Annotated in this window: 10 protein-coding genes; 9 read left to right on the top strand and 1 reads right to left on the bottom strand. The window is 73.2% G+C overall.

All coding sequences use genetic code 11. From position 1 onward, the window contains the following. Positions 1-90 precede the first annotated feature (90 nt). The 6 genes from RIM90_RS26450 (at position 91) to RIM90_RS26425 (ending at position 6,112) form a co-directional block, all read left to right on the top strand. Positions 91-1,233 carry a polyprenyl synthetase family protein gene (locus RIM90_RS26450; RefSeq protein ID WP_309063262.1) on the top strand — a complete coding sequence of 381 codons (1,143 nt, stop codon included), beginning with the start codon at positions 91-93 and terminating at the stop codon, positions 1,231-1,233. Continuing rightward, positions 1,230-2,810: a phytoene desaturase gene (locus tag RIM90_RS26445; RefSeq protein ID WP_309063261.1), complete on the top strand. Its 1,581-nt coding sequence runs from the start codon at positions 1,230-1,232 to the stop codon at positions 2,808-2,810. The genes RIM90_RS26450 and RIM90_RS26445 overlap by 4 nt, the downstream gene beginning before the upstream one ends. Before the next feature lie 70 nt (positions 2,811-2,880). Continuing rightward, on the top strand, positions 2,881-3,063 hold the full coding sequence (locus RIM90_RS26440; protein WP_309063260.1) for a DUF5914 domain-containing protein: 183 nt from the start codon (positions 2,881-2,883) through the stop codon (positions 3,061-3,063). A gap of 442 nt (positions 3,064-3,505) precedes the next feature. Beyond that, positions 3,506-3,844, top strand: a complete 339-nt coding sequence (locus RIM90_RS26435) for a hypothetical protein (RefSeq protein ID WP_309063259.1) — start codon at positions 3,506-3,508, stop codon at positions 3,842-3,844. Beyond that, positions 3,841-5,421, top strand: a complete 1,581-nt coding sequence (locus RIM90_RS26430; protein ID WP_309063258.1) for a transporter — start codon at positions 3,841-3,843, stop codon at positions 5,419-5,421. The genes RIM90_RS26435 and RIM90_RS26430 overlap by 4 nt, the downstream gene beginning before the upstream one ends. 82 nt (positions 5,422-5,503) lie before the next feature. Beyond that, a complete protein-coding gene (locus tag RIM90_RS26425; RefSeq protein WP_309063257.1) occupies positions 5,504-6,112 on the top strand; it encodes a dihydrofolate reductase family protein in 609 nt (202 codons plus the stop codon). Positions 6,113-6,125: 13 nt separating this feature from the next. Here the strand turns inward: RIM90_RS26425 and RIM90_RS26420 are convergent, their stop codons facing one another. After that, on the bottom strand, positions 6,126-7,376 hold the full coding sequence (locus tag RIM90_RS26420; RefSeq protein WP_309063256.1) for a hypothetical protein: 1,251 nt from the start codon (positions 7,374-7,376) through the stop codon (positions 6,126-6,128). 1,062 nt (positions 7,377-8,438) lie between these two features. On the opposite strand from RIM90_RS26420, the gene RIM90_RS26415 reads away from it, so the two are divergent. The 3 genes from RIM90_RS26415 to xdhC form a co-directional block, all read left to right on the top strand. Next, entirely contained in the window at positions 8,439-9,902 is a 1,464-nt protein-coding gene (locus tag RIM90_RS26415) for an FAD binding domain-containing protein (RefSeq protein ID WP_309063255.1), read from the top strand. After that, positions 9,899-12,298, top strand: a complete 2,400-nt coding sequence (xdhB, locus tag RIM90_RS26410) for a xanthine dehydrogenase molybdopterin binding subunit (RefSeq protein ID WP_309063254.1) — start codon at positions 9,899-9,901, stop codon at positions 12,296-12,298. The genes RIM90_RS26415 and xdhB overlap by 4 nt, the downstream gene beginning before the upstream one ends. 1 nt (position 12,299) lies before the next feature. Continuing rightward, a partial coding sequence (gene xdhC / locus RIM90_RS26405) for a xanthine dehydrogenase accessory protein XdhC (protein ID WP_309063263.1) occupies positions 12,300-13,097 on the top strand: 798 nt, incomplete at its 3' end.

Here is a 13,097-nt window from a genome sequence, read left to right as displayed (position 1 = left end):
CGCCCACCGGGCAGGAATCAGCGCATCCGTACAGGGGCACGCGGCCGAAGCGACGCTGTGCAGACGGCCGGGAGTGAGAAGGGGTTGTGCATGCTGGGACTGCGGCCCACGGTGGCCGAACCGGTCGGCCGGATCGACGGTCCGCTCACGGCCCGCGACGCGGCCCTGGCCGTCGAGGCGGAACTCGGGCGCGTCCTCGACGACGCGCTGGGACGAGCCCGTGACACGGACCCGGTGTTCGCCCGTGACATCGCCGATCGCGTCGCCTCGTTGGTCCTGCGCGGCGGGAAGCGGCTGCGCACGGCGTTCGCGTGGTGCGGATGGCGTGCCGCAGGCGGAACCGGGGACGCGACGCCGGTACTGCGCACAGGTGCGGCCCTCGAACTCGTCCAGGGCTGCGCCCTCGTCCACGACGACGTGATGGACGGATCACCGCTGCGTCGCGGCGCACCGGCGGTGCACGTGGACCTCGCCCGCATGCACGAGGCCGCCCGCATGGCGGGGTCACCCGCGGCATTCGCGACCTCCGCGGCGATTCTCGCCGGCGACCTCGCCCTGGCCTGGGCGGACGACCTGTTGGCCGAGACGGCGCTCGGCTCGCCGCACGGCCCGCACCTGCTCCGTGAGTGGCGAGCCATGCGCACCGAGATGGTCGCGGGACAGTACCGGGACATCCACGCCCAGGCCACCGCCGCGTCCGGCGTCGACGAGGCGGTGACCATCGCCACCCTCAAGAGCGCCCTGTACACGGTGGAGCGGCCACTGGCGCTGGGCGCGTCCCTGGCCGGCGCCGACGCCGCCGTCCTGGAGGCGCTGCGCTGCGCCGGACGGTGCGCGGGCCTCGCCTTCCAGCTGCGCGACGATCTCCTCGGCGCCTTCGGTGACCCGGCCGTGACGGGCAAGCCGGCCGACGACGACCTCCGCACGCGCAAGCTCACCTATCTGCTCGCCGTCGGCGCCCGGCTGGCCGAGACCTCCGGTGACCGGGACGCCGCGGACGTACTCGCCCCGGGTGCGCCGTCCGTGTCCGACGACACCGTGCGCCGGATGCGCGCGGCGCTGGAGCGCACGGGGGCGCGGGCCGTCGTCGAAGCGAGGATCGCGGAGCTGGCCGCGACGAGCCTGCGGCACCTCGACCGGACCGGCGCGGAGCCGTTCGTGCGGCGGGAGTTCGCCGTTCTGGTCGGACAGGCGTCCGGGATCACGCCGCGGTGCACCGGGGAGGCCGCGTGAGGACGGTTCCGGGTCCCACGGACCACGTGGTCGTGGTGGGCGCCGGACTCTCCGGCCTCGCCTGCGCGCTGCACCTGCTGGGTGCCGGTCGCCGCGTGACGGTCGTCGAACGGGACGACGGCCCCGGCGGCCGGGCGGGCCGCGTACGCCTGGGGGGCTACGAGATCGACACGGGACCCACGGTCCTGACCATGCCGCACCTGGCCGACGAGGCCTTCGCCGCCGTGGGCGACCGCCTGGACCGCCACGTCGAGCTGACGGCCCTGCACCCCGCCTACCGGGCCTGCTTCGCGGACGGCAGCTCACTCGACGTACACACCGACGGCGAGGCGATGGAGGCCGAGGTGAGGCGGTTCGCGGGACCGGCGGAGGCGGCCGGCTACCGCAGGCTGAGGGACTGGCTGGAGCGGCTGTACCGGGCCCAGATGCGGCGCTTCATCGACACGAACTTCGACTCGCCCCTCCAGTTGCTGCACCCGGACCTGGCCCGGCTGGCGGCGCTGGGCGGATTCGGGCGACTGGACCGGCGTATCGGCCGCTTCGTCGCCGACCCTCGTCTGCGCCGGGTCTTCTCCTTCCAGGCCCTGTACGCCGGCGTCGCCCCGGCCAGGGCCCTCGCGGCCTACGCGGTGATCGCCTACATGGACACCGTGGCCGGCGTCTGGTTCCCCAAGGGCGGCATGCACGCGCTGCCGCGCGGGATGGCGGACGCGGCGGCGCGGGCGGGGGCCGAGTTCCGCTGGTCGGCCGAGGCGACCGCGCTGGAACGGTCGGGGGGCCGGGTCCGTGCCGTGCGTCTGGCCTCGGGCGAGCGCGTTCCCTGTGACGCCGTGGTGCTGACGTGCGAGCTGTCCGCCGCGCACCGGCTTCTGGGACGCGCCCCGAAACGTCCGGTGCGGTTGCGTCACTCACCGTCCGCCGTCGTGCTCCACGCCGGGACCGACCGCACCTGGCCCGGTCTGGCCCACCACACCCTGTCCTTCGGCGCCGCCTGGGAACGCACCTTCGACGAGCTCACCCGCACGGGACGGTTGATGACCGACCCGTCCCTGCTGATCACCCGGCCGACCACGCACGATCCCGGCCTGGCTCCGCCCGGCAGGCACCTGCACTACGTCCTGGCGCCCTGCCCGAACACCGATGTGGGTCCGTCCGGCGCGCAGTGGCGCGATCTGGGACCGCGCTATCGCGACAGCCTGGTCACCGAGCTGGAGCGCCGCGGGCTCGACGGGTTCGCGGACAGTGTCCAGGAGGAGCTGCTGGTGACTCCACTGGACTGGGCGGCGCAGGGGCATGCGGCGGGCAGCCCCTTCTCGGTCTCCCACACCTTCGCCCAGACCGGCCCGTTCCGCCCCCGCAACCTGGTGTCCGCTCCGGAGAACGTCGTGCTGGCGGGCTGCGGCACCACCCCCGGCGTCGGCGTGCCGACCGTCCTCATCAGCGGCAAGCTCGCCGCCGCCCGCGTGACCGGCGGACCCACCGGCAGCCGTCACCCGCACACCCGTCCCACCCGTCCGGCCCGGCGCGGCGCCCGGGCCGTCGCCCCCACCGCGGAGGGCACCCACGACCCGTCGTGAACCGGACGCCGCGGGCATCACCGGCCCTTCGGGTGCCCGTGCGCACCACGGAGGGGGAAGGGGCACGTCCGTGGTGGAGACCAGTGCCACGCCCTTGACCGGCGGGTCGGTCCAGCGGGCACGGACCGCCGTGACCGAGGCGGTCGCCGCCGCCTCGGACCCCGGCGCGGCTTCGCCCTGGCGCGCGGCGGCGCCCGTGCCGCGGCCCGCCGGCAGCGACGCCGCTTCGCGGGCTTCCGGCAGCACCGGCTGACGCCCGTCGCACGAGTCGCTCCCCGGGCACCGGGCGCCGAAGGGACCGCCTCGCACACGGCCTGCTCACCCGCGTCCTGATCGTGTGGTGGCGGAGCCGGGGAGGGTCCTTGAAAAGGGCGCCGTCACACCCCTGCCGACCTGCGTGGACACGAGGCCGGAGGGGGGCGTGGCGCCGCCACGTCCCTGTCCTGGCCGGGCCCGCACGGCCGCGGCCCGGGTGCGCGCACCGTGATCGGCCCGTCATCACGCGGCCGGGCCGCCCGGCTCCCGATCACGTAGTGCCCGTTCACCGTCCGCACGACTCCGGATTGGGCGGAAGAACAGATCTGCGCCCGGGGCGCGCGGGTCCGCGCATGGGTCTGATTGACTCCGCGCCCACCCCCACACCCGTACCCGCACCCGTTCCGGGGTGCTGGACCGACGTGAGCGGAGCCGCCCACATGTCCTTCGGACCGCAGCCCCGGCAGGGGCCGCCGCACCATGACGAGCCCGCAGCCGGCGCGCGACCCCCGGCGGAGCACGAGCGACACGACGCCGAGGAGGCGGCGCGACTGGCCGTCGGGCTGCGGCTCGGCGTCCGGATCGCCGTCGCCTGGCTGCTCTACCTGCTGCCCGCCGCCCTCGTACCGGCCGTGTACGGCACGCGGATCGCCGGACCGGCGGGCCTCGGCGTGATCCTGGCCGTGGTGCCCCTCGCCGTCGGTATGCACGCGCTGGTGGTGTACGGGCGACGGGTCGACCGGCTCGAGCCGCAGCCGGGCGCCCGGAGGTGGTCGTGACCACGCTGCTCGATCCCTCGTCCCGGTCCCTCGTCTTCGCCGTGTTCTCGGTGTTCGTCGTGATCTGCCTGATGCTGTGCATCGTCACCGGCGCCGACGAGGACGACCGGGCTCTCGTACGGTCCGACAGCCGCCGGCTGCGCTCCTGGCAGCAGGGCATCGCGATGGGCGGCGACACCACCACGGTCGCGACGGTCACCGTACTGGTGGGCATGGTCGCCACGTCCGGCTTCGACGGCCTCGGCGTCATGCTGGGCAGCCTGATCGGGGTCATGCTGCTCCTCGTGCTGATCGTCGAGCCGCTGCGCAGGCACGCCTCGCTGACGGCCGCGGACGTGCTGGACGCGCGCGGCAGCGGCGGACCCGCCGTACGCGTCTCGTGGGGCGTGGTGACCCTGCTCGTCTGCTTCCCGCTGCTGGTCGTGCAGTTGGTGGTGGTCGGCAACGTCGCCGCGGCGCTGATCGGGCAGCCCGGTGTGCGGACCGGCTGCATCGTGGTGATCGGCTGCGCGATGACGGCGCTGGCCGTCAGCGGCGGGATCCGGGGCACGGGCGTGGTGATGATCGCGAAGTCGGCGATCGCCCTGCCCGTGCTGGTGGTCGCTGCCGTACTCGTGCTCCACCGCTTCGGCGGGGACCCCGGGCGGCTGCTCGACGCCGCCGCGCACGGCTCGCGGACGGGCGAGGCGTACCTGCGTCCGGGCGGCTACACCGGTGAGGGGTGGGTGGGGGCCGTGAACCGGATCGGGCAGACCTTCGGCATGTCGATGGCCACGCTGGCGATGCCCGCCGTGCTGATGCGGGCGATCTCGACGAAGAGCCCGCGCGGCGCCCGGACCGTCGGCCGCTGGATGCTCGGCGAACTCATCCTGCTGTACGGCGCGCTCGCCGTCGTCGGCGTCGGCGCGGCGGCCCTCGTCGGCGAGACGCTGCGCGAGGCCGGTCCGGCGGCGCAGGTGTTCACGCCGCTGCTGCTCGGGCGCGCGCTCGACAGCGGCGGCATCCTGGTCGCGGCCTTGGCCTGCGTCCTCTTCCTCACCGCGCTCGCGGCCGTGGTGGACGTGACCCTCGCCGCCGGCATCGCCCTGGGACGGGACGTGCTGGGCGCGTCCGGCGAGCCCGCCGGCAGGCGCCCGGCCGGCAAGGGGGACGGTGCCGCGTCGCGCTGGTCGGCGGCGCTGACGGGGGCGGTCTGCGCGGGCGTGGCGGTCGTCGTCGCCGACTGGAACCTGGTGGTCGTCTCGACGCTCTGGCTCGCCGTCTGCGGCGCCGCCCTCGCGCCCGTCCTGCTGTACGCCCTGTACTGGCGCGGGTTCACCGCCCGCGGTGCGCTGTGGTGCCTGTGGGGGGCCACAGCGCTGAGCATCGCGGCGCTCGCGCTGTCGCCGTACACGTCCGGCACACCCGAGTCGATCTTCCCGGAGCACGACTTCAGGATCTGGGACGTGACGATCCCGGGCCTGGTGACGGTGCCGGCCGGATTCCTGCTGGGCTGGCTGGGCAGCGTCACGGATCCGCACCGGACGGCAGGCGGCGTACCGGGGCCGGAGCGCCGCGGGGAACCGGACACCGTCTGAACCGTCCGCGTGCCGCCCACCGATGAGTTCCGGTGGGCGGCACGGTCGTATCCGGTACACGCACCCGGATCCGGAGGACACCATGCCGCGGAAGATCACCGCCAGCCTGTTCATCTCGCTCGACGGCGTCGTCGAGGCGCCCGATCAGTGGCATTTCCCGTACTTCAACGACGAGATGGGAGCCGCCGTCGGCGCGAGCCTGAACACCACGGAGGTCCTGCTCTTCGGCCGCAGGACGTACGACGGCTTCGCCGGCGCCTGGCCCGAGCGGGAGGCGGCGGGCGGCGAGGACGCGGGCTTCGCCAAGCAGCTCGGCGACATGCGGAAGATCGTGTTCTCACGCCGGCCGCTCGACCTGCAGTGGCGGAACTCCGAGCAGGCGCGGGGTGACGTCGCCGAGGTCGCCGCCGCGCTGAAGAGCGAGCCGGGCGGTGACATCTCGCTGAGCGGCTCGGTCTCCGTCGTCCGACAGTTGCTGGCCGCGGGCCTCCTCGACGAACTGCACCTCCTCGTCCACCCCGTCGCCGTGCGCAAGGGCATGCGCCTGTTCGACGAGGGCGAGCCGTCGATCCCGCTGAAGCTGCTGACGTCGGAGACGTTCACCACGGGCGTGCTGAACCTGGTGTACGGGCCCGACACCGCGCCGCCGACGGGCGGGTACGAGGAGGCCGTCGCCACGCTCGGGGAGTGAGGGTGCCGCGGGGTCACCAGTTCTTGTACTGGACCTCGCCCAGGCCGCAGAAGGCGCAGTCGGGGCTCAGGAAGTCCGGTGTGCGGCGGAATTCCTCGTCGGCCAGGTGCCATCGGAGCCAGGCGGTGATGATGTGCCGGCCGTTGCGGGTGGCGAGGATGTGGTCGGTGCCGTCGAGGACGGTGAACCACACCGGCACGTCGGTGCCGGTGTAGTCGCGCTCCATGTTGGCGGTGGCGAAGTCCTCGTCACCGCCGATGTAGAGGGCCGGGTTGCGGAGGCCGTCGGGACCGTTGCCGTCGAACGAGCCGCCGGCCACGTGGACGGTGGTCGCCAGCCGCGGTTCGTCGGCCACGTCGAACGTGCCGATGGACCCGCGGGAGTGGCCGCCGAAGGCCACCTCGGAGGTGTCGAGGTCCCCGTACAGCGGGCTGCTCGGACTGGCGTTCTGGTCCTCCAGCCAGTCGAGGGCGTCGACCATGTAGGCGCCGTTGCTGGACGAGACCTCGCTGTAGACGACGAACCCGTGCGAGGCCCACAGGCGCAGCATGTCCTCGTAGTCGGCGGGGCCGGACCCCGCGCCCGGGCCCCAGACGAAGACCGGGTGGTCCACACCGTTCCGGCCGGCGTCGGCCGGGTACACCAGCCAACCGTCGTCGCCGGGACCGGCGGAGTCGTCGACGGTCACCGAGTACGGGCCGGGCTCGGTGACGTCGTCCACCGGGGGCAGCGACCCGGTCGGCGGGTCGGTCGGGCCTCCGCCGCCGGCGGCCTCGATCAGCACGTCGTCGACGGTCAGCGTCTCCAGGAGGCCGTTGGCGTCCAGCGAGAACCGCAGCCGCAGGTCACCGCCCTCGGCGGAGTCCGGCAGGGGGAACGACACCGTGCCCCTGGCGGTGCGCGCCGATTCCAGGGTGGTGAACGAGCCGCCGTCGACCGAGTAGGCCACGGTGAAGGTCTCACCGAGGTCCAGCCCCGATGCCGCCCGGGTGTAGGACAGTGTCAGGTCGCCGTACCCGGTCAGGTCGACGGGCGCGGACACCATGGACGGGTCGGAGGACAGCGACCCGCTGAGCCGGGCGCCGTACGTTCCGGTCCTGACGGAACCGGAAGCGGTGAAGGTGCCGAGCCCGTCGGAGAAGTCCTCGCTGTAGACCGGCGTGGCGGCGGAGGCGGGGGGCGTCGCAACGCCCGCGGTCCCCACGGCCGTGATGCCGGCGGCCACGGCGCCGAGCAAGCGCAGGCGCCCGCTGGTACGAGACATGTCCGGGTCCCTTCCGGCCCGCCGGTCGACTGCGTCGGCGCGCCCTTGTCGGTTGGGCGTGTGTCGTGCCTGCTTCCGATCCCCGCGGATCGTCCCGGGGTCGGCTCGCACCGAGTCAAGCGGACGGCCGGGACGGGGGAATCGGCGAAATCACCGGCCGGGCCGACGTCGGCGGACAGGGCGAGCAGCACGACCAGGGCGCCGGCACTCCGGCCGTGGGCCGAGCGTCGGCGGCTTCGGGGCGTTCCCGGCCCGGGTGTCGCCGTCGCCGCGCACCGCCTGCCGGTACAGCGCCGGCGGTGCGCCGTCGGCGGGGTGGCGCCGCGGCAGCCCCGAGAGGTCCGGAATCCGCCGGCGAGATCCCGGCGGCGCAGTCCGGCTCGGGGAAACGGCGGCATCACGAGCGGACCGGTTCTTGTGGGAGTCTCCGAAGATCCGGAACCGGCCTGCGGGCGTCTTCGTGTCTTCCGCCCCTGGCCGGTTCCCCCCGGATGACTGTGTACTCCTCACCAGGTTGTGCAAGCGGGGGACCGCGCTCGCCGCGTCCGCACCACCACCGCGTTCGAGGGGCGTTCGTGCGGTGCCGGATTGCCGTCCAGGACCCTCGATCCTCCTGGCATCCCGCCGAACGAAGTGGCTTGTCACAGGGAGGGGAATGCGCCGGCACCGGACGGCACGGCGGCGGACTCCGAACGGTCACTGATCTCCGCACATATGCTTGACCGAAAGGTCCGCAACACCGTATTTTCGAGCCCACCGACTCGTGAGCTGCTGGAAAGGAGGCGAAGTCGGATGTTCACCTTCTCCGACCTGCATCGCCTCGCCCGGCGGACCGCCTGGATCCCGGGTCGTGTAGCACACGGCTGCTGAGCAGTCCTCTTCCACCGGCGTGCCCGAATGCGGCTCCGGTGTCCTCTGATCTCTTCACCCGCCTGCGGCACGTCGTCGCGTGCTGATTTCCGCTTCGGGTTCTCATGCTTCAGTTTCGCCACCGAAAGAGAAAGTCCCTGAAATGGCGACTAGGACAATCTGTACGACCGCACTCCGAAATGAGGATGTGCCATGGTAGAGGCGCGGATCACGGTCAACGGGAAGACGGCACCGATTTCCCCGGCCGCACCCCACACGACGGTCCTGGATTTCCTGCGTGAGCGTGGCCTCACCGGGACCAAGGAAGGCTGCGCCGAGGGCGAGTGCGGCGCGTGTTCGGTCCTGGTGGCCCGTCCCGGGGTGGACAAGCCCACCGACTGGGTGGCGATCAACGCCTGCCTGGTCCCGGTCGCGGCCCTCGACGGGCAGGAGGTCGTCACCTCCGAAGGCCTCGCCACCGCCGGCGAACCCGGTACGCCGCCCACGCTGCACCCGGTGCAGGAGGAGATGGCGGTCCGCGGCGGCTCCCAGTGCGGTTACTGCACACCGGGGTTCGTCTGCAGCATGGCCGCCGAGTACTACCGGCCCGGCCGCTGCGCGCACGCGGACCCGTCCGACGGCACCGGCTCCGAGCACGGCCCGAACGGTTTCGACCTGCACTCGCTGAGCGGAAACCTGTGCCGCTGCACCGGTTACCGCCCGATCCGCGATGCCGCGTTCGCCGTCGGTACGCCCACCGAGGACGACCCCCTGGCGCAGCGCCGCGAGCAGTCCCCGCCCGCACCGGTCGCCACCGAGTACGCCCGGGACGACAGCGCGTTCCTGCGGCCGGGCACCCTGGCCGAGGCACTGCGGCTGCTGCGCGAGCGGCCCGACGCGGTGGTGGTCGCCGGAAGCACCGACTGGGGCGTGGAGGTGAACATCCGCTCCCGTCGGGCGCGTTGCGTGGTCGCCATCGACCGGCTGCCCGAACTGCGGGAGCTGCGCGTCGAACCCGGCTCCGTCGAGATCGGGGCGGCGCTCACGCTCACCGAGATCGAACGCCGCCTCGACGGCGGCGTCCCGCTGCTGGCGGAGCTGTTCCCGCAGTTCGCGTCCCGGCTCATCCGCAACAGTGCGACCCTCGGCGGCAACCTGGGCACCGGATCCCCCATCGGCGACAGCCCACCGGTGCTGCTGGCGCTGGAGGCGTCGGTGGTGCTCGCCGACGCCGACGGTGAGCGGGTGGTCCCGCTGGCCGACTACTTCACCGGCTACCGCCGGAGCGTGCGCCGTCCCGGCGAGCTGATCCGCGCGGTGCGCATCCCGCTGCCGCTGTCGCCCGTCGTGGCCTTCCACAAGATCGCCAAGCGGCGCTTCGACGACATCTCCAGCGTGGCGGTCGCGTTCGCGCTCGACATCGAGGACGGGATCGTCCGCAAGGCACGCATCGGCCTGGGCGGCGTGGCCGCCACTCCGATCCGCGCCCTCGCCGCCGAGGCGGCCCTGGAGGGCAAGCCGTGGGTGACGGAGACCGCCGAGGCCGCGGCGCAGGTGCTGCGGGCCCAGGGCACGCCGATGAGCGATCACCGCGCCAGCGCCGACTACCGCGCCGCGATGCTCGGCCAGAGCCTGCTGAAGCTGTACGCACAGACCACTGAGGCGGTGCCGTCATGAGCCATCTGTCCGAGCGCCCCGAAACGCCTCTCGTCGGCGTCCCGATGCCGCACGAGAGCGCCGGCCTGCACGTCACCGGTACCGCGCTCTACACCGACGACCTGGTCCATCGCACCAAGGACGTGCTGCACGCCCACCCGGTCCAGGTCATGAAGGCCCACGGCCGGATCACCGCGCTGCGCACCGGGCCCGCGCTCGCCGTGCCGGGTGTGGTCCGCGTGCTGACCGCCGCCGACGTGCCCGGCGTCAACGACGCCGGGATGAAGCACGACGAGCCGCTGTTCCCCGACGAGGTCATGTTCCACGGCCACGCGGTCGCCTGGGTGCTCGGCGAGACCCTGGAGGCGGCCCGGCTCGGTGCGGCGGCCGTCGAGGTGGAACTCGACGAACAGCCCTCCCTGGTCACGCTGGAGGAGGCGATCGAGGCCGGCAGCTACCACGGCGCCCGGCCCGTGATGGTGACCGGTGACGTCGACGCCGGATTCGCCGACTCCGCGCACGTGTTCACGGGCGAGTTCCGGTTCTCCGGTCAGGAGCACTTCTACCTGGAGACGCACGCGGCGCTGGCCCACGTCGACGAGAGCGGGCAGGTGTTCGTCCAGAGCAGCACCCAGCACCCCTCGGAGACGCAGGAGATCGTCGCGCACGTGCTCGGCCTGAGCAGTCACGAGGTGACCGTGCAGTGCCTGCGGATGGGTGGCGGCTTCGGCGGCAAGGAGATGCAGCCGCACGGATTCGCGGCGATCGCCGCGCTCGGCGCCAAACTGACCGGCCGGCCCGTCCGGCTGCGGCTCAACCGGACACAGGACCTGACCATGTCCGGCAAGCGCCACGGGTTCCACGCCGAGTGGAAGATCGGCTTCGACGCCGACGGCCGCATCCGGGCCCTGGACGCCACGCTGACCGCGGACGGCGGCTGGAGCCTCGACCTGTCCGAGCCGGTGCTGGCCCGCGCCCTGTGCCACATCGACAACACCTACTGGATCCCGAACGCCCGCGTCGCCGGCCGCATCGCCAAGACCAACACGGTGTCCAACACCGCCTTCCGCGGCTTCGGCGGGCCGCAGGGCATGCTGGTGATCGAGGACATCATGGGCCGGTGCGCGCCGCTGCTCGGCCTGGACCCCATGGAGCTGCGGGAGCGCAACTTCTACCAGCAGGGCCAGTCGACGCCGTACGGACAGCCGGTCGCCCACCCCGAGCGGATCTCCACCGTCTGGCAGCAGGTCCGGGACAACGCCGGCATCGCCGACCGCAAGCGCGAGATCGCGGCCTTCAACGCCGCGCACGAGAACACCAAGCGGGCGCTCGCGGTCACCGGCATCAAGTTCGGCATCTCGTTCAACCTCACCGCCTTCAACCAGGGCGGCGCGCTGGTGCTGATCTACAAGGACGGCTCGGTCCTGATCAACCACGGCGGCACCGAGATGGGCCAGGGCCTGCACACCAAGATGCTGCAGGTGGCCGCGACCACGCTGGGCATCCCGCTGCACAGGGTGCGGCTGGCCCCGACGCGGACCGACAAGGTGCCCAACACCTCCGCCACCGCCGCCAGTTCCGGCGCGGACCTCAACGGGGCGGCGGTGAAGAACGCCTGCGAGCAGTTGCGCGAGCGGCTGCTGCAGGTGGCCGCCACCCGGCTGGGAGCGAACGCCTCGGACGTGCGGATCGCCGGGGGCGTCGCGCGCGCCCTCGGCAGCGACAAGGAGCTGGCCTGGGACGACCTGGTGCGCACCGCGTACTTCCAGCGCGTGCAGCTGTCGGCGGCCGGTTTCTACCGGACCGAGGGCCTGCACTGGGACGCGACGGCGTTCCGGGGCTCGCCGTTCAAGTACTTCGCCTACGGCGCCGCCGCGACCGAGGTGGAGGTGGACGGCTTCACCGGCGCGTACCGCATCCGGCGGGTGGACATCGTGCACGACGTCGGCGACAGCCTGTCCCCGATGATCGACATCGGTCAGGTCGAGGGCGGTTTCGTGCAGGGCGCGGGCTGGCTGACGCTCGAGGACCTGCGCTGGGACACCGGTGACGGGCCGAACCGGGGCCGGCTGCTGACCCAGGCGGCGAGCACGTACAAGCTGCCGAGCTTCTCGGAGATGCCCGAGGAGTTCAACGTCACGCTGCTGGAGAACGCCACCGAGGAGGGCGCGGTGTACGGCTCCAAGGCGGTCGGTGAGCCTCCGCTGATGCTGGCGTTCTCGGTGCGGGAGGCGCTGCGGCAGGCCGTCGCGGCGTTCGGGCCGGCCGGCGTCAGCGTGGAACTCGCCTCCCCCGCGACCCCGGAGGCGGTGTACTGGGCGATCGAGGCGGCCCGCAAGGGCGGCGCTCGGCGCGGCGGCGACGCCCGCCAGGGCAGCGGGGTCCGCACCGGCACCAGTGCTCTGAGCCATGCCTGACATGACCTGGGTGGCCGCGGTCGCGCGGTTGCGGGCCCGCCGGGAACCCGGCGTGCTCGTGACCGTCGCGGCCGTGCGCGGCCACGCGCCCCGCCGGGCCGGCGCCAAGCTCGTGGTGGGCCGGTCCGGGGCCTGGGGTTCGGTCGGCGGCGGCAACATCGAGGCGGTCGCGATCGACCGGGCCCGCGAGCTGATCGGCACGTCCGGTCCGGAGCCGGAGCTGATGGAGTTCGCCCTCAACGACAAGGTCACCAACCGGCACGGCGTGCAGTGCTGCGGCGGTGCCGTCACCGTCCTGCTGGAACCGCTGCCGGTGGTGCCGGCGGTGGCGGTCTTCGGCGTCGGACACGTCGGGCTGGAGCTGGCACGCATCCTGGCCCGCCACGACCTCGATCTGCACCTGATCGACACCCGCTCCGACATGCTCACCGACGAACGGCTCGGCGTGCTCGCGGACGCGGTGGCGCAGATCCACGTGCACCACACGCCGCTGCTTCCGGAGGAGGTGCTGGAGGAGCTGGCACCCGGCACCCACGTCCTGATCATGACGCACGACCACGCCGAGGACGCCGCGCTGGCCGACGCGGCCCTGCGCACCGACGGTCTCGGCTCGATCGGGCTGATCGGCTCGGCCGCCAAATGGGCGCGGTTCCGGCACCGCCTGGCCACCGAGGGCGGCCACGACGCCGCCGCCATCGACCGGATCAAGACCCCGATCGGACTGCCCGGGATCACCGGCAAGGAACCGGCCACGATCGCGGTGAGCGTCGCGGCGGACCTGCTCCGGACCTTCGAGCAG

The sequence above is a fragment of the Streptomyces sp. genome, assembly GCF_031181555.1.
Lineage (GTDB): Bacteria > Actinomycetota > Actinomycetes > Streptomycetales > Streptomycetaceae > Streptomyces > Streptomyces fimbriatus.
Note: the sequence above shows the minus strand (reverse complement) of the source record. Positions and strands in the feature narration are given on the sequence as shown.

What these genes read in the sequence shown, in the direction of transcription:
- RIM90_RS26450 (WP_309063262.1), top strand. Translation starts at nt 91, where the DNA reads ATGCTGGGACTGCGGCCCACGGTGGCCGAACCGGTCGGCCGGATCGAC.
- RIM90_RS26435 (WP_309063259.1), top strand. Translation starts at nt 3,506, where the DNA reads ATGTCCTTCGGACCGCAGCCCCGGCAGGGGCCGCCGCACCATGACGAG.
- RIM90_RS26425 (WP_309063257.1), top strand. Translation starts at nt 5,504, where the DNA reads ATGCCGCGGAAGATCACCGCCAGCCTGTTCATCTCGCTCGACGGCGTC.
- RIM90_RS26420 (WP_309063256.1), bottom strand. Translation starts at nt 7,376, where the DNA reads ATGTCTCGTACCAGCGGGCGCCTGCGCTTGCTCGGCGCCGTGGCCGCC.
- RIM90_RS26415 (WP_309063255.1), top strand. Translation starts at nt 8,439, where the DNA reads ATGGTAGAGGCGCGGATCACGGTCAACGGGAAGACGGCACCGATTTCC.
- xdhB (WP_309063254.1), top strand. Translation starts at nt 9,899, where the DNA reads ATGAGCCATCTGTCCGAGCGCCCCGAAACGCCTCTCGTCGGCGTCCCG.